The following is a 17,123-nucleotide window of genomic DNA, read 5'->3' as shown; positions in this document are numbered from 1 at the left end:
GGGCGATCATTATTGGACGAATCGCGGCAATCTATTGTTGCTGGTGCGGGGCTAAATTTCTAAGCATTGCCGGATTTATTTCCAGATCCTTTGGCTTCGCCACACCTAAATCGCGAGCATAGGCGAGTTTGGCGACTTCCTTAAGTTCAAGCATATTGTAGCCAACCATCAATGCGCGAACGACGGCTGCGTGAATGCGCACTGGTTCATCTGAACCTAGAGCGCAGGCAAAATCTATTGCGGCGGCAATGCGTATGTCGAAACTGTGCAGGCCCCGTGCGGCATCCACTTCGGCGCCGGTCAGGCCAAGCCGGTCGGCGCGCCTGTCCAGTCGTGCGAGTGTTTTCTTGCACGTGCAGTCCCGATCCAGCGCAAGTTCAATGTGCAGCTTCAGGCGTTCAGTCAAAAATCTTTTGGGCATAGCAGTTCAGATGGAATTTCCGGTCTGGCATCTTTCTATCCCCCGGCGCACAGCGTCCCGCTGCTCGATCCGGCTGGTCCATTCCTGTGCGTGGCGATAGTCCAAAAGAGAAAGGCCTGCGTAGCTTGCCGACCTGACCCATGAAAAATGGGCGATGTCTGCAATCGAATAGTCTTCGCCATTCAGCCATTCTGACTCGGCAAGCCGATGGTCCAGCAATGCCAGATGGCGCCGGGCCTCGCTATGGAAACGCTCAACTGCGACGAGGTTTGCCGGATCATTCCGCAGAAAGTAGCTGGCATTGCCAAAATTTGGCCCAAGCCCTGCGACCTGCAAAAACAACCAGCTTAAAGTCGATGCATGCGCCACTGCGCTGGTCGGAATAAGTCCCGGTTTCAGCCCTGCAATATACAACAAAATCGCGCCGGATTCAAAAACAGGTACCGATTGTCCATCGGCAAGCTTGTCGACAATTGCGGGAATTTTGGCATTCGGATTGACCGCCCGTAGTTCCGGAACCGACGCCCCACCCCGGCTCAGGTCGACCTGGTGAAGGCGGTAAGCGATCCCGAGTTCTTCCAGAGCGATTGGCACTTTAATGCCATTGGGGGTGGGGCTGGTGAATACGTCCATCATGGGTTGCGACCCTGCTTCGGGTTCCCATAACGGTCGCACTCTACCTGAAATGCAGCGCATAGCGGCCATATGATGACCGCAAAGGCGGCAAGGAAAAAGAGAGCTTGGGCAGTAATGGCGAGCGTGCCTTCCTCGCCCATTGCAAAGGCCGCACAGCCAAAAAAGACAAGGGCAATCCAGGAGAAGAAATAGCGTCGCTGCCAACGCAGATCCTTACTCAGGCAATGGGCATTCATGCGCATGGTGACATCCTTCTGTGTCAGAAACCGAGATCGCTCAGGCCGGGATGATCATCCGGCCGGCGACCCAAGGGCCAATGGAATTTGCGATCGCTTTCGGCGATTGGATGCTCGTTGATGCTGGCAATGCGGCGGCGCATCAGACCATCGGCATCAAATTCCCAATTCTCGTTACCATAAGCTCGAAACCAGCTGCCGCTGTCGTCGCGATACTCATAGGCAAAGCGGACCGCGATACGGTTGCCGTCATGGGCCCATAATTCTTTGACCAGCCGGTAATCCAGTTCGCGCGACCATTTGCGGGTCAGGAAAGCTTCAATCGCTTCGCGACCATTCAGAAAGTCCGCGCGGTTTCTCCACGCACTGTCTGCGGTGTACGCCAATGCAACGCGGCCGGGATCCCGACTGTTCCAGCCGTCTTCTGCAAGACGCACTTTTTCGGCCGCAGATTGTTGCGTGAATGGGGGAAGCGGGGGACGTGACATAGATAATTCCTTTGGTTGGAAAGGGTAGCGGACGGCGCACAGGAGGGGGTGGGGAGGCGCGCGCCGTCCGCTCATCGGATCAAGCCACGCAGGCGATGGTCCGGATGTAATCAAAATCGGTGATGAGCAAAATCATTGGGTTTCTCCATTGGAAGCGGCAGTATATTCACTGTCTGAAGCCTTTATGGTTCAAATCATCCAATGAAAGAACCATTGAAATATTGAACGCACTATTACGATGAATGCAATAATTGTAATTCCTGATTTTCACCCGACAGAGATGGTGATTTTCCCAAAATGTTCAGCAGAACGCAGCAATTCGTAAGCAGTGCCTGCGTCGTCGAAAGGAATTTCGGCATCGATAACCGGATGGATCTTGTGCTTCCTGAGAAACCGATTCAAATCCGCATAATGTGCGACTGAGCCAACACAGATTCCATTCACCGCGGCGTTCTTAAACTGGAGCGGCGTCATGTCCGGACGCGAACCAAAACCGGATAGAACACCGATTTGCGCTATTTGCCCTCCAGGTGCGATTGCGGCGATAGACCGGTCATAGGTCGATGGCCCGCCAAGTTCGAGAATATGGTCAACTCCGTGATCATCGGTTAGCTCAAGGGCGACCTGATCCCAATCGGGTTGGCTCTTGTAGTTGATTGTCTGCCACGCACCGAGGGCCTTTGCTCTCGCCAGTTTTTCGTCGGAAGAGGATATGACAATAACCCGTGCACCGATTGCCGTGGCCAGTTGTAAACCCAGCAGGGCAACGCCGCCGGTGCCTTGAACCAAAAGGGTCTGTTCTGGCTGGATTTTGCCTCGCTCGAACAAGGCATGCCATGCTGTTACACCTGCACAAGGGAGCGCGGCTGCTTCGTGGAATCCCAAATGGTCTGGAATAGCAACGACTGCCGCTTCGTCAGCCGTTATAAATTCACTCAGCACGCCGTCCGTCTGCCCTCCGCCAAGCGCGTTGGATAGGTTGCTTTGTGAAAATGCCCCGTCGGTCCAAGCCGGAAAAAAGCCCGGACTTACGCGGTCACCGATTTTCCATTTGCGGACCTCTGAGCCAATTTCAACAACCTCCCCTGCCGCATCTGAAAGAGGGACAAGTCCGTCTTTGCTCCCGGCTGGGTCATTGAAGGTGAGCAAATCCCGATAGTTCAGGCTAGCAGCCTTAACCTTTATTCGTAGTTGGCGAGGGTGCAGCGCACCCAATTCATGACTTTGCTGTTCAAGATTAAAACCCGCTTCGCTGCGCACAAGCGCGTATTGCTGATGTAGTGCCATGTTAAATATCCCTTGAATTCGGGTGTTTCAGATTTCGAGTATTAGCCTTACTGGTCCATCGCCATTTTCGGCGGCAGGAACGGCGCAACAGATTAACGCCTCGTCGCTTTCCGTCCGGAATGCAGGTTGTTCGGCATAGGTCACCGCGCCTGCGAGGATCTTGGTCCGGCAGGTGCCGCAAGTGCCGCCGCGACAACTGAATTCGGGTGTCAGTCCGCGCGATTCCGCGAGGTCCAGCAAGCTCCCGCTCTCCGGTGCCCAACGTGCTTCCTTGCCAGAAGCCGAAAAGGCCACGGCGACGGGCTTTGTCGCCGCGGGAGCCAATTGGACGCCGGGTGTGGATTCGACCTGGCGTTTCAGAGACGCAGGCCCGAACGCCTCGGCATGTATCCGATGGTCGGCGACGTTCAGTCCGCGCAACCCATTATAGATCGCTTGCATGAAGGGCGGCGGACCGCACATCAGAAAGTCATAATCGTCGAAACCAAGCGCAGCGCGCAGCAAGTCCATGTCGATCCGGCCCAGAACCTCAAAATCCACTCCCTGCTCTGCGCCTTCTGCATCTTCCAGCAAGCGGATGATGCGCACCGCACCGCCAGCGCGTGCAAGGAGCAAGCCGAGTTCATCGTCAAAAGCGCGCTCCGCTTTGTTTCGTGCGGCATAGAAAAAGATGGTGGGCCGGAAGCGCCGCGTGCGTAGGCCTTCATACACGATATGCCGTAACATCGCCAACATCGGTGTGATGCCGACGCCTGCGGCCATGAGAACTGCAGGACGGCGCTCGGCAGCATCGATAGTGAAATTGCCAGCGGGGGGACGCGCATCGATGATGCTTCCGACGGCCACCTGCTCGTGCAGAAAGCTGGAAACCAGGCCTTCCTTCTTCACGCTGATGCGATAGGTTCCATCAGAAGGCGCGGAGGAAAGCGTGTAGGTGCGTATAACTGCCGGTGCATCGGGATCGGGTTGCACGCGGATAGGCAAATGTTGACCGGCCAGATTGGCTATCAACCCGGCATCGTCGATGGGTTCCAGATAGAAGGAACGGATCACGCTGCTTTCATCGACAATCTTGCTCACCTTTAACGGCCGCCATGCCGATACCCGCTCGGCCGCCTTGCGGCGTTGCGCAGCTTGATCCCAGTCGCCGGTCATCAGCGAATTTGGTGACCAATCCAGAAAGTCGAAGCGTAAGGGAAATGCGGCCTTCCGTCGGACGATCTTGTGCGGCGTAAAAGTCCATAGCCGCTCCGCGCCCTGAAAGGCCGCGATGTCGGGAGAGTCCAAAATGACTTCTGCGCTGCCCGTCATGTGCAACATGTCGCCATTGCTGAAATCAACAAAGACCAACCCGGCACGCGGGTTGCGGAGAAAATTTCCCAATGTGTTGAAATGCAGATTTCCGGCAAAGTCGGGAATAGTGAGCATATCATCGTCGCCGATGCGCACAAAGCCTGGCTTGCCTCCACGATGAGAGGCATCAACTTGACGGCGGCCATCTTCCAGATCGATATAGGATGCGACGAAAAATGTGTCGGCAGCTGAAATCGCGGCACGGGCATCATCATCCAAAGCGGTTAGCTTTTCGGTCGCTGGCGCTGCTTGGTCTTCGGGTGGAAGCGCGTGCCAGTTGCGTGTCTGGATATATTGCGGGCAATTGCCGAAGCTATGTTCGACTTCGACGGTAAGTCCACTTTCTGAAACTGCGCCAATGGCCCCGTTCATGCGGTTGCGTCGGCGGGAGTGCAGTTCAATCCCTAGCAGGCCAATGGCATCGCCATTTTTCTGACCCTTGATCGCGGGATCGCTTGGATCATATGGGGCATTTATGGTGAGTTGCCGGGGGTCGGGGGATTGCATGAAGCCGGGCGCGCCGGCCAACACTGTTGCCCAGACATCGCCTTCGTTATCAACGGTGCCAGCGACGACGAAGGGCAATTGTTCGAAAAAGTCGCGATGCTGTTCGGGCATATGATCGCGAATGACACGGCGGCCAAACTGCTCCATCCGATCGGCAACGCCCAGCTTGCGCTGCAATTCGACTTCTCCGCTGTGAAAGGGCGAACCGGTCGGGATTTCGTCATTGCTGTCCATGGCATCTCTCTTTTCAAATGAGGGGAAGTTTCCGTCAGACTTGTGGCCGTTTCAGCCATTCTTGATCGAGTTCGGGAACACGCATTTTGGCGCGAATATGGGCCGCATTTTGTGGCGAGGTGAGGTTGGCGAGTAATCGTAAGGCTACTTCGATTGCCGTTCCCGGTCCTGTAGAACTTATGAAGCGACCGTCTTCGACAACAGCCTGATCCACAAATAGGGCACCATATTGTTCAAGTTGATCTTTTCGCTTGCCGCCAATCTGATGATAGATAGTCGCTCTGCGGCCTGCGATAACACCCGCTGCCCCCAATGCCAGCGATGCCACACATACCGATGCGACATCACGATCACGAGCTTCAAAATGCCGAATAACACGCAGAAACGGCTCGGAAAGGGCTTCGTCATAAAATCCCGACCGCGCAAATCCGCCCGGTATGGCAAGTGCGTCAAAGTCATTCAGGTCAAGCTCTGCAACTTGCGCTTGCGGCATAACCCAAAGACCGAAAGTAGAACGTAATACGGGTTTGAAACCAGCAGAGACTAGTTCGACTGGCTCGTTTCCTTCAAGCCCAGCCCATCCAAATACATCGGTGAAACCCGCAGCTTCGAGCGGTTCAAAGCCGTCAGCTAGCAGTAGCAGAACTTTCTTGGTCATTATGTCGTCGCTCCGGAAGAAACAGGCTTGGGGATCTGTGCGTGCTTGGGGACCGTCCGGATGCTTATCCCCCTTTGGGAAAGACATCCGGACGATGGGTGTCAGGCTGCTGCAGCCAGCCCCACAGGGGTCTGTACGAATGGGACAAAATTAGGCAAAGCCTCGATGCTCTTCAGCCAGGCGTCGATATTTGCATAAGCCGTTAGGTCGACATTACCTTCGGGTGCGCGGGCTATGTAGCTGTAGAGAGCCAAATCCGCGATGGTGGGGTGGTCGCCGCCGATGATCCATTTCTTTGTCGCTAGTTCCTCATCGATATTCTTCAGAACGGCATGTGCGCGTCCGATGACTTCTTCTGCATTAAAGCCTGCACCGAATACGGTGATCAAACGGGCGGCGGCGGGGCCGAAGGCGATCTGGCCGGCAGCGACCGAAAGCCAGCGCTGTACAGCAGCTGCACCATCAGGATCACTTGGCAACCATTCTGTCAAACCACGCTTTTTGGCGATGTAGATCAGGATTGATGCGGAATCTGCGATGATTTTGCCGTCGTCGTCGAGCACAGGCACCTGTCCAAAGCGATTGAGCGCCAGAAATTCAGGTGCCTTGTGCGCGCCTTTGGCCAGGTCGACTTCGACCAGTTCGAACGGGGTTTGCGTTAGCGAAAGAAACAGCCGTGCACGGTGGGCGTGGCCAGACAAAGGATGATAGTAAAGTTTCATGTGATGAGCTCCATAATGCATCTGCCACAGTGGATTAGGGGACTGGGCCTCTTGCAATGCCTTTATGGGCCTGCACTTTTGCGAACAGAACGGAGATAAAAGTCAAAGGACTATTCCATTTTTCGGAATATTCTTGCTCCCGTAACGAAGCATCCCCATAATTCCAGCGCGACAGTCAAAGGAATCAAAACATGGCAAAGCTTGAGGCGATGCACACATTCGTCAAGGTGGCCGAGACCAGCAGCTTTGCCGAAGCCGCGCGGCAATTGCATATGAGCCCGCCCGCGGTGACACGCGCGGTATCCGCGCTTGAAGAGCAAATCGGCACCAGATTGTTTACCCGAACCACACGGGTGGTGCGCTTGACCGAAGCCGGGAACCGCTATTTCGAAGATTGCCGCAAGATTTTGGCCGATGTGGAAGAAGCCGAAGCTGCTGCGTCAGGGTCCTATGCGCGTCCGACCGGCGTGCTGCATGTGACGGCATCGGTCCTGTTCGGGCAGCAATTTCTCCTACCCATATTGACCGAATTTCTTGGAGAGAATCCGGATGTCACGGTCCGCTCCCTATTCGTTGATCGGGTGGTAAACCTGGTTGATGAAGGCATAGACGTAGCCATCCGCATCGGCCATTTGCCTGATTCCAGCCAGAGCGCGGTACGGGTCGGTAAGGTGCGGCAAGTCGTCTGCGGTGCGCCGTCCTATTTTGCGGATCATGGTATTCCCCAGCAACCAGCAGATCTCGCCCGGCATCGCATGATCGCAGGGACGAGTTCCTTCTCATCGCTCGACTGGTTTTTCGGGCAGGATCAGAAACACAAGGTGCACATTACGCCAAGACTGTTCTGCAACACCTATGACGGTGTGATCCGCGCGACGCTGGAAGGCTGGGGTCTATCGCGGGTGCTATCCTACCAGATAGGCGAGCATCTTGTGGAAGGCCGCTTGCAGACCGTACTCTCGGACTTTGAACAGGACCCGCTGCCAATCCATATTGTGCACCCTGAGGGCAGGCGTGCATCCGCCAAGGTGCGCGCATTCATCGATCTTGCCGTCGACCGCCTGCGCGCCAACCGGTTGATAAACTAGGGACGCATCAAGATTGATTTGAAGACGCCAATTTTGTTTGCCGGTCGAGGAGCGCATCCAGAGACAGCTTGCCCGGACCATAGGCCATGATGCCCAAGGCAATGGCGAACCAGCCGAAATGGGTTGAGAGGAAGGCGTCGGGATAGACAAATATCTGGATGGTGAGTGTCATAACAAATAGTCCCAAAGCCGATAGCCGTGTAGCCAAACCCAAGACCAGCATAACGGGCAGCAGATGTTCAGCGTAGGTAGCGAGATAGGCCGCAATTTCGGGGTCGACGAGCGGCAAGCGATATTCTTCTTCAAAAAGGTAGAATGTGTTTTCGGACACGGTCAGCACCCCTTCGACTTTGGTCCGTGCAGAGCTCCAGAAGATGCCGGCAAGCCCCCCACGCATGGCAAGTTGCACAACGGCCTGGGGGATTTGGGACATGATTTTTGCAGGCGCAGAAAGTGCACCGGATAGGGGCGAGTTCGTCACTTCATTTCTCCTTCAATAGGCGTGTGTGTTGGGACAATTATTCCGGCAATGGCCAGGTTGATAAAACGGGCAATCAAGGTTGCGACGGACGGATCGTCCGGAAATTCCGAAATTAGGGCGGCAAAAGTTTGCGATTGGGCGAAGTGCCGTAACAACAGTGCGTCATCGGCATGCGCCAACATCTCTGTCACCAGATCGTCCTGTCGCCAGATAATCGCTGTTTCGGTCGCGTCGGGTATCAGCGGCGTTGCATCGGGTTCCAGCTGGGCGCGCCAGATCGACAGCGCGGGATTTTCGGAAACAACGACGGTCACCGATGGATGAAGCATCGCTCGAATATCCAGTGCCGCAATGGCCGAAGCTTCGCTGTCCATCCGGAAGTTATGCGTATCAGCGGCATGATAGGCCTGAACACGGGCAAACTCGAGCCGCGCTACGTCAGCCAGATAGGGATAATCGCTTAGCGGACTGAAACCGCTCAAGAAGGCGGCAAAATCATGCCCATATTCAGTCATAATCGGCGAGCGGGGAGGATGGCGCTCGACGTAAAGGAGAGTGAGCGCGGAAAAATAGTCTTCCCCAACCAGTTTCTCTACGGCGGGAAAGGTTGTGCGCAATGCATTGCGTAGCGTAATCCGAAGATTGTTTCGATAGACGTTGAAGCGCCCATGCTCGTCCACCTCGGGCAAATCCGTTTCGAGCAACGCGTGAGCAAATGATGCCTGCATCACAACACCGCCGCGTACGCCGTACGCTCTATAATCTGCCGGACCTGGTCAGTTTCCTGCAAAAGAACCGACAACGGAGGTATGTCATTATCCCGCTCAACGAGGACGGGACGAATGCCGCCGCGGGTTATTACATGTTCGAGGAGTTCGAAAACCGGTTCGCCGACGGGATCACCATGGCTGTCGATCAGCAATGTCTGGCCTTCGGCGTCCTGAATGGCTTCATGCCCTGCCACATGAATTTCGCCGACCAGGTCCAGCGTAATGTGCGAGAGCCAGTCCTGTGCAGACCAGTCATGATTATAGCAAGAAACATAAAGATTGTTCACATCCAGCAGCAGTCCGCAACCTGTGCTTTGGGCAATTTGCTGCAGGAATTCGGCCTCGTGCCAACTGCTTGCCGAAAACGCGACATAAGTTGACGGATTTTCGAGGAGCATTCGGACACCCAGAAAATCCTGGGCTTCGTTGATGTTCACAATAACGCGGTTGAGCGTGGGCGTATCGTAAACGACGGGCAAAAGGTCGTTGAAATAAACGCCGTCATGGGACGACCATGCCAAATGCTCCGAAAAGCTGGCGGGACTCGTGCGGTCGATTAACTTGCGAAGTCGATGCAGGTGCTCGCGATCAAGTCGCTCTTTGCCGCCGATCGAGAGCCCCACGCCATGGATAGATAGCGGCCATGCCTCGGCAATCCTGTCCAACAGGATCAGGTTGGGGCCGCCGGCGCTCATAAAATTTTCGGCATGGATCTCGACGAAATCCACAAGCGATGGATCGGCCAAAAGCGCTTCGCAATGCGCGCGCTTAAGGCCGATCCCCACACCCGGGGGCAATCCGTTCGGTCCCGCATTAGGAGCGAACACTGACATGGTAGAATGCGCCCCGGACATGGTTTAACGCCGCACTTCCTTGAACTCACTCAATTGGCCATGGCCAGTGGGCGAGGTTTTGGAAGGCATAGTGAGACATGTGCCCTTGGGGACCAAAGTCCATGCATTGCCCTGATAATCACGCTTTGATGTGCCGGCGCAGGAAGTGCCTGGGCCAGCAGCACAATCATTGTGTCCGGCAAGCGAAATGCCAAAACATTTTTCCTGCGGCGGGCGTTTGGCAGCTGCCGCGCTGGGCGAAAGGCTGACGAGGGCTGTTGCCACAGCGCCTGCGATAAAGGCCGAACGGGAGAGGTTCATGGTAATTCTTCCTTCTTCTGGAGCGGACGATCCCGAACGGCAGCGAACAGGCGTCCGCCACCGTTGGAGGGATCAATTCAACGATTCAGGGGTCTTGCCCTTGATTGCGGGCCAATACTCTTTGGCCTTTTCGAGATTGCCGGGAATGTCACGCTGCCAGGCAACCGCGACGTCTGCATTGACGTTCAGGTAGAGTTTGCCATCTACGATTTTCCAGACAGCAGGGTCACCGTCGAGCTTCTTTTCAAGCGCGACACCCATGGCGCAGAAGCCACCAAATTGGGGCGCGAACGCAGCGGGATTGGCCTTGAACTTCTTCAAGTTTTCAGCGCTGGCAAAAAAGTAGCTTGCGCCTTTGTACTTGAAAGTCAGCGTAGGGTTGCCTTTGGTTGGTGCGCCGACTGTGAAATAGGCGACCGGATCGTAGCCATGCAGAGCAATGCCCTGTTCATCTGTATTAACTGCCGACGTGGAAGTAGGAACCACTGCAAATGCAGGGCTGGATGGAATAGAAGTTGATGCTACGAGCAAGCCAAGAGCGACAAGCACAGCGCGAGTAGTACGGTTAGTCACGATAGTGTCTCCAACTTAGGCCGTCGCCGGGGGGGACGGTCATGATGTTTCCCGGTCTTTCCGGGTGAACCACTATCTAGGGCTAAACGTCGTGCGCATTAATATGCGGAATAGGTAATGGATTGATGCGTTAACTGGAATAATATTGGCTCAATCAATTTACACCAGCAGACGTAAATCCGCCTTGAGGATGAATAGGAATACAACCCTTCATACCATCCCTCGACTGTAGGTCCTGCGTAGGTCGCTTTTTGGACTTTTATTGAACCAAAGAACTTTCAGTAGGAAAACTCTGAGATAAGACTTTGGGACAGCTTGGGAAGTCTGTGGGTTAATCCACTAATGCCAACAAAGAAGCTGCAAAATCGTTGGTAACCCTTACCTTCCGGCCGGTCTTCCCTTGCTTTGGTAATGACGAGGTCGGGAGTTCAATCCTCCCCAGCAGCACCATCCCTTTCGTTCGGGAATCCCAAAATTTTATACGAATGTGCCTTCCCGTTGGGAGGGGCTTTGGGGTGCGACCTGGAAAACGCCTTTTTCGGTTCTGTCAGCTCCCGAAACCTCCTCACATAGACTTGATCAGCATTTGTGAAATTGCCTCATGACCGGCTGCATTCGGGTGCCAGGGCGCACCGTTTTTGGTGTCGTACCCTTTTGATAAACCATTGCTCCATGGCTCAGCCGCGCATGGCGTATGGGACCGCGACGCGATATCGGCTTGAATCGTATATATACCGTTTGCCCGCGCAACCTGTGCTGTAATGCTGGCCAGTCGGCTGGCAATCTGCCGACCTACAATCGCATCTTCGGACGCTATAATCTCCAGCGGGCATGTGGGATCGGAAAGCAACGTCACATATTGGACAAAAAATACCCGCGCCTGCGGTGCTCTACGGCGGATTTCCGTGGCCATTTTTTGCAGTTGCTCTTCGAGCCTCAGATAATCCGCGTCGGAAGGTGCAAGGACGTCCCGGCAGGGTCCCGGGTAAGCCGATACGCCCAGCCTGCAACTGCTTGCGAACAGCCACCCGACATAACGCAGATCGTTGCCGCCAATAGTCACTGTAACCAGACGGGTATCCGGCCCCACCGATTCAATTTGCGGGGGAAGCTCGTTCCAGTTGCCGAGGATGTGGTCGGTCGACGCGCCGCTGCAACTGACGTCCACCAGATCAAGCTTTAACGCGCTGGCAACGAGGCTGGCATAATTGTTGACGGTCCTGCTGCAACGTTCTGGCGACCCCGTCTGGATCGGACCGATACCTGCGCCGGCGGCAAATGAACTCCCCATCGCCACATATTTCGAATGCGCCAAAATGCGCGGGCTTTGGCCGCCGTTAGTGGTCGCACAGCCACTCAGAATCCAAAACAAGCCGAGTAACGAGACCAAAATTCTATTCATATTTCCACCGCCCGAACAGCTTTATGCACCCGGCAAAGATAAATGGAAAACAGGATTTTAAATGGGGATGATCCATCTCTGTCCGTTGTCAGGACAAAAAAAGGCCGGAGCGAACCCCGGCCTCTTTATCGATGGATCGACTGATCAGAATTCGAAGTCGAGCGTCATTCCATATGTCCGCGGGTCGCCATAGATGACGCCGGCAAAACCAAGCTGGCCGAAGTCCACCGAACGCGTGACATAATCCTTGTTCGTCAGGTTCTTGCCCCAGAAGGTTACCCCGAAACCATTGCCTGCTCCACCGAACTTGATGCCGTCGATGCGGATCTGGCCATCGACAAGGCCGCGGGCATCACCCTCGGTCGTCTTGGAGAATGGCGCCGTCAGCGGGTTGGCGAACATCTGGTAGCCAGAGGTGTAGTTATACCCCAACCGGCCGGTCAGCTTTGTGTCGCCGGACAGCGGAACAGTGACATTGGCGGCAATGGAACCGGTCCATTTGGGTGCATAAGAGCCCGCACCGTTCAGAAGGCCGGCAATGTTGCGCGTGGTATTGGTGATATCCGCGCCCGGGAAATTCTTGATGTCGACCTTGAGATAACCCAGATTTCCATCGATCGAGAAATTGTCGGTCAGATTGAACTGACCCTCAAGTTCGATACCCGTGTAGGTTGTTTTACCCGCATTGACGGTAATCGTTCCGAAGCCGCCTCCGCCAACGATCGGCACCGGAATGGTTGCCAGCTGGTCTTTGTAGATGTTGTGGAACACCGCAACATTCAACCGGACCCGGTCTGCAAATTGCGTTTTCGCGCCAAGTTCGAACGAATCGATCAATTCTTCATCAAATGGCGTGAGCGGAATGGTCCGCAGACCAAAAGGCGGTGCGGCGGCACTGCCATTATGGGTCGCCTGACGGAGGTTGAAACCACCTGAGCGATAGCCTCGTGCCGCGCGGGCATAAAGGTTGATATCGTCCCCGGCACGGTAATCAATTGTCAGATGCCCTGTTGGTGCATTGAACTTCTTCTTGCCATAGTTGAACGCCTTGTCCGCTCCCGAGGTATAAGGAACCGCTCCATTCTGTGTCCGGAGCACTTCCTTTTCATCCCAGGAATAGCGCAGGCCCAGTGTGACGCCAAAGGCGCCATCTTCACCACCCGGGCGATAGCTTGCCTGCGCATAAACAGCCTTGGACGTGCCATCAGCCTTGTAAGCCAAGATCGACGACTGCGGGATGATGCGGAAGCGTGCCGGGTTGTTGGCCTGGATCAGCGGAGCCAGTCCGCCGAAGTTGGCAGCCGTATAGACAACCTGGTTGGTATCAAGAACGAAGCCGAAATTCTGGACGTTCCGTTCGGTACCTGATTCACGGAAGAAGAACCCGCCTACGACCCATTGGAACGGACCGTCATTGTTCGAGACAAGCTCGATTTCCTGACTCCATTGTTCCTGCTGACGGTCATTTGTCGCGGTAAAGAGCGACTGCGTGATTTGCGGAATGGCCTGACTGGATAAGAAGGCCGCGGTGCCAGCGGGCAGACCAAGCCCTGAACCCGTCAACGGGTTGCCGGACAGAACAGATGCCGGGAAACCGTTCAACGTGTTCGTCGGGCCAATGTTGAACAATGCACCACGCAAGGAACCAAGTCCGTCCAGGTCGCTGCCGTTGATCCGGTTTTTCCAGCTGCGATAGGCAGTCGTTGTGCGTAGCGTTACAAAATCGGTCTCTGCCTCGATGCGGAACATATTGCCCCAGATGCGGTCGGTGGAAAGGCCGTCGGATTCATTGCAGATTTGGGAAAGACGCGCACGCGTTACGGTTTTGGAACAACCGGGTTCCAATATTGTCGATTGGGCCAGATAGCCGCCGACATTCGCGGGATTGACCTGCGCAAATGTATTTCCCTGATAAACGATATTGGGGCGGAATACGCCCAGACCAACTTCGGCCAGTTGCTGTACATGCGGCTGCCCCTTGATCTGGGTCCAGTCGAGAACATTATAGACCGAGATGTTATCGGTCACGTCGATCTCGATCGCCCAGCGCGCGGAGTCGACCTTGCTGCTGCCGGGATCACGGCTGTCTTTCGGTTCCAGAAGGTTGTCGACAACGCCATTGCGCTGACGACGCAGGTAACCGAGGGACATACGCGCACCGCCAATGTCGCCCGAGTTAAGCACGAACCGGCCAAGACGCTGGCCATAATTGCCGACACCGAGTTTGAGACGCAGGCTCGCCTCGTCATCCGGCTTTTTCGTGATGAAGTTGATAGCGCCGCCCGTCGTGTTGCGGCCAAAAAGGGTCCCTTGTGGTCCGCGCAACACTTCGACACGTTCAATGTCCGCAACTTCGAAAGAGGCTGCCGAAGAACGGGCGAGATAGACACCGTCCTGGTACAATCCGATAGGCGAATCGAAGCCTTGGGTTTCGTCAGCGGGCGTCGGAATCCCGCGGATGGAAACAACCGCAGCAGTAGCATTGGTCGTGCCCCCGAGAATGGACACGTTGGGTGCGATTGCGCTCAGGTCCTTCACTTCGGAAAGTCCGCGAAGCTCCAATTGCTCGGAACTGACCGCCGAAATGGCAATGGGTGTTTCCTGCAAGTTTTCCGAGCGTTTGTTCGCCGTAACGACGATTTCCTGAAGACCGCTATTATTATCTTCGGCGTCCTGCGCGAAAGCCGGAACAGAAAGCCCGGCGATGCTTACGCCGACCAACAAAGTGGATACCGCGACGCGATTAAATGTTTTCATTGAACCCTCCCCTAAAGTCGCGACTGCAAAGACATCCATCTTCGCAGTCATTCTCTTCCTCTGTGCGCTAATTTCCAAAAAGCGTAATGAAAGTCAATTCAAATTACGCGTTTGGCAACAATATGACGATATTCATGCCACTTTGCGAAACACAAAGCGGCAGAATCAGCACATTTGTCAGGCAACGGCATCCCATGGCGCGGTTGCGGTCCCCCGGGTTGTGTATTTGCCATTCACCCGAGTCTGGAATTCTCCGGCTCTTGCCCTGGGATTGTAGAATTGCTTGTACCAGATCCGCAATTTGTCGAACGGGCCATCGCCCTTGACCATCATGGGATTGATGCAGGGGCGCTTGTTACCCCAGATTTCGAAATCCTGGGCAAAGGCGTCAACGCCTGCCACTTCATATTGCTTGGCCAGCGCGATGTCGGCGCCTGTCGGCTTTTCGTTCTTCACCTTCACCATCAGGCCGTACCAGACTTTGACCGAGCCATCATCGACCGGAGTATGCGCGATCAGCATATGCGAGGGATACTCCCCGATCATGACCGACTGCAGGATACCGGGGCCGGTATACCAGGTATCGTTGGTCATCGGCTCCGCACCTGATCCTGCGAGCGTCTTATGTCCCGCGGCGAGTATCTGCCGGCAGACAACACCATCAAATTCATTTTCGAAACTGACCATATCGACCGAACCATGAACCGGTTCCAGATGGCCCTTGTCGGTCATGTTATCGACGACTTCCTGCGGATGGGAATTGAGCGTGCCCAGACAATCGATTTTCCAGTTCACCCAATAGGGCGCGTCGAACGCCTCAAAGGCGGGCAGGTCGTAATCCGGCTCTCCGTTCTCCGCATCATACCATGTCCAGACGACGCCCGCTCTTTCGACCACTTTCCAGCTTTTCAGACACGCCGCCTTGGGTGGTGGTGACGGTGAATAGGGAATTTCGTTGCAACGGCCGTCCGGGCCAAAGCGCCAGCCATGATAGGGGCAGCGGATATTGTCGCCCTCGACATGTTCCTTGTCGCGCACAACATAAGAGGTGCTGTTCTTAGCGAGATGGGTCCCCATATGCGGGCAAAAGGCCTCGATCAGAAAGACCCGCCCGGAATGCCCGCGGTAAAGGACCAGTTCCTCACCGAAATAGCGGACGCCGATCGGCGTGTTCGTTACCTCTTCGGACGTGGCCACCATGAACCAGCCCCGCGGGAACGTGAATTCGCCGAGCCCATAATCTGCAGTCGTCGCCATTTCGCATGCCTCTCCTTGAATCGCGCAAGGATGCATAACGCAAAATGCGTATGCTTGGCAATAGATATGCCAATATCACTACTATGCGTAATTCAAGGCCGTATTAATTACGCATTTTTCGATCAATCATCAGTTTCGATGATATGATCTGCCTCCGTGATCCGGACGACGCGGGCATTATATTTCACCGTCTTTACCGCAATCGAGGTCTCGACATGGTGCACGCCCGGTATTGCCAATATCTGTTCGGATGCGACCGTGTGGAGGGCATCCAGTTCATTGAACAGGCAAATGGCGAGGATGTTGAAACGGCCCATGGTGATCATCACCCCGTTCACCGAGGTCAGGCTGGCGATTTGCTGTGCAATTTCGCGCACCTTTTCCACTTCGGCCAGTACGCCGATGAAGGCCATCTTGGTCGAGTTTTCGAGGCCGAAGCTGGTGATCGCGGTAAAGGCGATCAGGCGATCCTGCTGCAGGCGTTTGATGCGGCCACGCACAGTCCCCTCGGTAACGCCGAGGTCTGCGGCAATTTTCCGGTTCGAAACCCGGGCATCGTTCGACAGAATGCCGATCAACTGGCGGTCGAGATCGTCGATCAGCGGCGCGCTCATGCTGCCCCCCTCGCCTCGATCGGGGCAACATCAAATTTATACTTCACCACATCAACCGCGATGGCCGGGCTCATCGACCGGATGCCGCGGACTTTCGAAAATTTGTTCAGCATGAGGTCGGTGAGTTCGTCAAAGTCATGCAGGGCAACCAGCATGTCGATGTCGTAGCGGCCAGTCACCAGATGGGCGGCGAACACTTCCGGAAACTCGGCAAGTTCCTTCGCCACTTCCGAAGCCGCGCGACCATCAACCTCGATCGCGACTTCCATCAGCACATTATAGCCGTGCGCCGAAAAGTCCGACACAGCGACAACACGCAGCTTGTTTTCATCTTCCATACGCCGGATGCGCGCGGACACGGTCGCGGCGGTGAGATCGAGCCGGTCAGCAATCTGCTGGTTGGTTGCACGCCCATTATATCTGAGCTGTTCGACGATAGCCCTGTCGATATCGTCGGCGATGAATTCGTCGGCCATAATTTCCCT

The 17,123-nt window shown here is 55.2% G+C and carries 19 protein-coding genes; 1 reads left to right on the top strand and 18 read right to left on the bottom strand.

Going from position 1 to position 17,123, the window contains the following annotated elements; translation table 11 throughout:
• Positions 1 to 31 precede the first annotated feature (31 nt).
• The 8 genes from FOM92_RS15655 to FOM92_RS15620 form a co-directional block, all read right to left on the bottom strand.
• Entirely contained in the window at positions 32 to 421 is a 390-nt protein-coding gene (locus tag FOM92_RS15655) for a hypothetical protein (RefSeq protein ID WP_143777733.1), read from the bottom strand.
• A gap of 6 nt (positions 422 to 427) precedes the next feature.
• A complete protein-coding gene (locus tag FOM92_RS15650; protein ID WP_170226927.1) occupies positions 428 to 1,057 on the bottom strand; it encodes a glutathione S-transferase family protein in 630 nt (209 codons plus the stop codon).
• Positions 1,054 to 1,299, bottom strand: coding sequence for a hypothetical protein (locus FOM92_RS15645; protein ID WP_143777731.1), 246 nt, complete (start codon positions 1,297 to 1,299; stop codon positions 1,054 to 1,056). The genes FOM92_RS15650 and FOM92_RS15645 overlap by 4 nt, the downstream gene beginning before the upstream one ends.
• A 17-nt stretch (positions 1,300 to 1,316) precedes the next feature.
• Positions 1,317 to 1,781, bottom strand: a complete 465-nt coding sequence (locus FOM92_RS15640) for a nuclear transport factor 2 family protein (protein WP_143777730.1) — start codon at positions 1,779 to 1,781, stop codon at positions 1,317 to 1,319.
• 267 nt (positions 1,782 to 2,048) lie between these two features.
• Positions 2,049 to 3,068, bottom strand: coding sequence for a zinc-dependent alcohol dehydrogenase family protein (locus FOM92_RS15635; protein WP_143777729.1), 1,020 nt, complete (start codon positions 3,066 to 3,068; stop codon positions 2,049 to 2,051).
• Between the two features lie 27 nt (positions 3,069 to 3,095).
• A complete protein-coding gene (locus FOM92_RS15630) occupies positions 3,096 to 5,162 on the bottom strand; it encodes a 2Fe-2S iron-sulfur cluster-binding protein (protein ID WP_143777728.1) in 2,067 nt (688 codons plus the stop codon).
• Positions 5,163 to 5,196: 34 nt separating this feature from the next.
• Positions 5,197 to 5,820 carry a DJ-1/PfpI family protein gene (locus FOM92_RS15625; protein WP_143777727.1) on the bottom strand — a complete coding sequence of 208 codons (624 nt, stop codon included), beginning with the start codon at positions 5,818 to 5,820 and terminating at the stop codon, positions 5,197 to 5,199.
• 101 nt (positions 5,821 to 5,921) lie between these two features.
• Positions 5,922 to 6,542: a glutathione S-transferase family protein gene (locus FOM92_RS15620; protein WP_143777726.1), complete on the bottom strand. Its 621-nt coding sequence runs from the start codon at positions 6,540 to 6,542 to the stop codon at positions 5,922 to 5,924.
• Positions 6,543 to 6,733: 191 nt separating this feature from the next.
• Between FOM92_RS15620 and FOM92_RS15615 the strand changes: the two genes are divergently transcribed.
• Positions 6,734 to 7,630, top strand: a complete 897-nt coding sequence (locus FOM92_RS15615) for a LysR family transcriptional regulator (protein WP_143777725.1) — start codon at positions 6,734 to 6,736, stop codon at positions 7,628 to 7,630.
• A gap of 7 nt (positions 7,631 to 7,637) precedes the next feature.
• Here the strand turns inward: FOM92_RS15615 and FOM92_RS15610 are convergent, their stop codons facing one another.
• The 10 genes from FOM92_RS15610 to FOM92_RS15565 form a co-directional block, all read right to left on the bottom strand.
• Positions 7,638 to 8,111 (bottom strand): DoxX family protein, encoded by a 474-nt coding sequence (locus FOM92_RS15610; protein ID WP_246087335.1) that lies wholly within the window; start codon positions 8,109 to 8,111, stop codon positions 7,638 to 7,640.
• On the bottom strand, positions 8,108 to 8,839 hold the full coding sequence (locus FOM92_RS15605; protein WP_143777724.1) for an HvfC/BufC family peptide modification chaperone: 732 nt from the start codon (positions 8,837 to 8,839) through the stop codon (positions 8,108 to 8,110). Before FOM92_RS15605 ends, FOM92_RS15610 begins: the two co-directional genes overlap by 4 nt.
• Positions 8,839 to 9,735 carry an MNIO family bufferin maturase gene (gene bufB / locus FOM92_RS15600; RefSeq protein WP_143777723.1) on the bottom strand — a complete coding sequence of 299 codons (897 nt, stop codon included), beginning with the start codon at positions 9,733 to 9,735 and terminating at the stop codon, positions 8,839 to 8,841. The genes FOM92_RS15605 and bufB overlap by 1 nt, the downstream gene beginning before the upstream one ends.
• Before the next feature lie 3 nt (positions 9,736 to 9,738).
• On the bottom strand, positions 9,739 to 10,035 hold the full coding sequence (locus FOM92_RS15595; protein WP_143777722.1) for a BufA1 family periplasmic bufferin-type metallophore: 297 nt from the start codon (positions 10,033 to 10,035) through the stop codon (positions 9,739 to 9,741).
• Positions 10,036 to 10,107: 72 nt separating this feature from the next.
• Positions 10,108 to 10,608 (bottom strand): YHS domain-containing (seleno)protein, encoded by a 501-nt coding sequence (locus tag FOM92_RS15590; RefSeq protein ID WP_143777721.1) that lies wholly within the window; start codon positions 10,606 to 10,608, stop codon positions 10,108 to 10,110.
• 565 nt (positions 10,609 to 11,173) lie between these two features.
• The gene (locus FOM92_RS15585; RefSeq protein WP_143777720.1) at positions 11,174 to 12,010 is read right to left on the bottom strand and encodes an SGNH/GDSL hydrolase family protein; all 837 of its coding nucleotides are present in this window, start codon (positions 12,008 to 12,010) and stop codon (positions 11,174 to 11,176) included.
• 144 nt (positions 12,011 to 12,154) lie between these two features.
• Positions 12,155 to 14,767 carry a TonB-dependent receptor gene (locus FOM92_RS15580; RefSeq protein ID WP_143777719.1) on the bottom strand — a complete coding sequence of 871 codons (2,613 nt, stop codon included), beginning with the start codon at positions 14,765 to 14,767 and terminating at the stop codon, positions 12,155 to 12,157.
• A gap of 177 nt (positions 14,768 to 14,944) precedes the next feature.
• Entirely contained in the window at positions 14,945 to 16,024 is a 1,080-nt protein-coding gene (locus FOM92_RS15575) for an aromatic ring-hydroxylating dioxygenase subunit alpha (protein WP_143777718.1), read from the bottom strand.
• 122 nt (positions 16,025 to 16,146) lie between these two features.
• Positions 16,147 to 16,638: an Lrp/AsnC family transcriptional regulator gene (locus FOM92_RS15570; protein ID WP_143777717.1), complete on the bottom strand. Its 492-nt coding sequence runs from the start codon at positions 16,636 to 16,638 to the stop codon at positions 16,147 to 16,149.
• Positions 16,635 to 17,114 carry an Lrp/AsnC family transcriptional regulator gene (locus tag FOM92_RS15565; RefSeq protein WP_143777716.1) on the bottom strand — a complete coding sequence of 160 codons (480 nt, stop codon included), beginning with the start codon at positions 17,112 to 17,114 and terminating at the stop codon, positions 16,635 to 16,637. The genes FOM92_RS15570 and FOM92_RS15565 overlap by 4 nt, the downstream gene beginning before the upstream one ends.
• Positions 17,115 to 17,123: the final 9 nt, after the last annotated feature.

The sequence above is a fragment of the Sphingorhabdus contaminans genome, assembly GCF_007280415.1.
GTDB lineage: Bacteria > Pseudomonadota > Alphaproteobacteria > Sphingomonadales > Sphingomonadaceae > Sphingorhabdus_B > Sphingorhabdus_B contaminans.
The sequence above is the reverse complement of the archived record's forward strand: the minus strand, read 5'-3'. Positions and strand labels throughout refer to the sequence as shown.

What these genes read in the sequence shown, in the direction of transcription:
- FOM92_RS15640 (WP_143777730.1), bottom strand. Translation starts at nt 1,781, where the DNA reads ATGTCACGTCCCCCGCTTCCCCCATTCACGCAACAATCTGCGGCCGAA.
- FOM92_RS15655 (WP_143777733.1), bottom strand. Translation starts at nt 421, where the DNA reads ATGCCCAAAAGATTTTTGACTGAACGCCTGAAGCTGCACATTGAACTT.
- FOM92_RS15625 (WP_143777727.1), bottom strand. Translation starts at nt 5,820, where the DNA reads ATGACCAAGAAAGTTCTGCTACTGCTAGCTGACGGCTTTGAACCGCTC.
- FOM92_RS15605 (WP_143777724.1), bottom strand. Translation starts at nt 8,839, where the DNA reads ATGCAGGCATCATTTGCTCACGCGTTGCTCGAAACGGATTTGCCCGAG.
- FOM92_RS15575 (WP_143777718.1), bottom strand. Translation starts at nt 16,024, where the DNA reads ATGGCGACGACTGCAGATTATGGGCTCGGCGAATTCACGTTCCCGCGG.
- FOM92_RS15580 (WP_143777719.1), bottom strand. Translation starts at nt 14,767, where the DNA reads ATGAAAACATTTAATCGCGTCGCGGTATCCACTTTGTTGGTCGGCGTA.
- FOM92_RS15595 (WP_143777722.1), bottom strand. Translation starts at nt 10,035, where the DNA reads ATGAACCTCTCCCGTTCGGCCTTTATCGCAGGCGCTGTGGCAACAGCC.
- bufB (WP_143777723.1), bottom strand. Translation starts at nt 9,735, where the DNA reads ATGTCCGGGGCGCATTCTACCATGTCAGTGTTCGCTCCTAATGCGGGA.
- FOM92_RS15615 (WP_143777725.1), top strand. Translation starts at nt 6,734, where the DNA reads ATGGCAAAGCTTGAGGCGATGCACACATTCGTCAAGGTGGCCGAGACC.
- FOM92_RS15570 (WP_143777717.1), bottom strand. Translation starts at nt 16,638, where the DNA reads ATGAGCGCGCCGCTGATCGACGATCTCGACCGCCAGTTGATCGGCATT.
- FOM92_RS15650 (WP_170226927.1), bottom strand. Translation starts at nt 1,057, where the DNA reads ATGATGGACGTATTCACCAGCCCCACCCCCAATGGCATTAAAGTGCCA.
- FOM92_RS15620 (WP_143777726.1), bottom strand. Translation starts at nt 6,542, where the DNA reads ATGAAACTTTACTATCATCCTTTGTCTGGCCACGCCCACCGTGCACGG.
- FOM92_RS15630 (WP_143777728.1), bottom strand. Translation starts at nt 5,162, where the DNA reads ATGGACAGCAATGACGAAATCCCGACCGGTTCGCCCTTTCACAGCGGA.
- FOM92_RS15565 (WP_143777716.1), bottom strand. Translation starts at nt 17,114, where the DNA reads ATGGCCGACGAATTCATCGCCGACGATATCGACAGGGCTATCGTCGAA.
- FOM92_RS15635 (WP_143777729.1), bottom strand. Translation starts at nt 3,068, where the DNA reads ATGGCACTACATCAGCAATACGCGCTTGTGCGCAGCGAAGCGGGTTTT.
- FOM92_RS15585 (WP_143777720.1), bottom strand. Translation starts at nt 12,010, where the DNA reads ATGAATAGAATTTTGGTCTCGTTACTCGGCTTGTTTTGGATTCTGAGT.
- FOM92_RS15645 (WP_143777731.1), bottom strand. Translation starts at nt 1,299, where the DNA reads ATGCGCATGAATGCCCATTGCCTGAGTAAGGATCTGCGTTGGCAGCGA.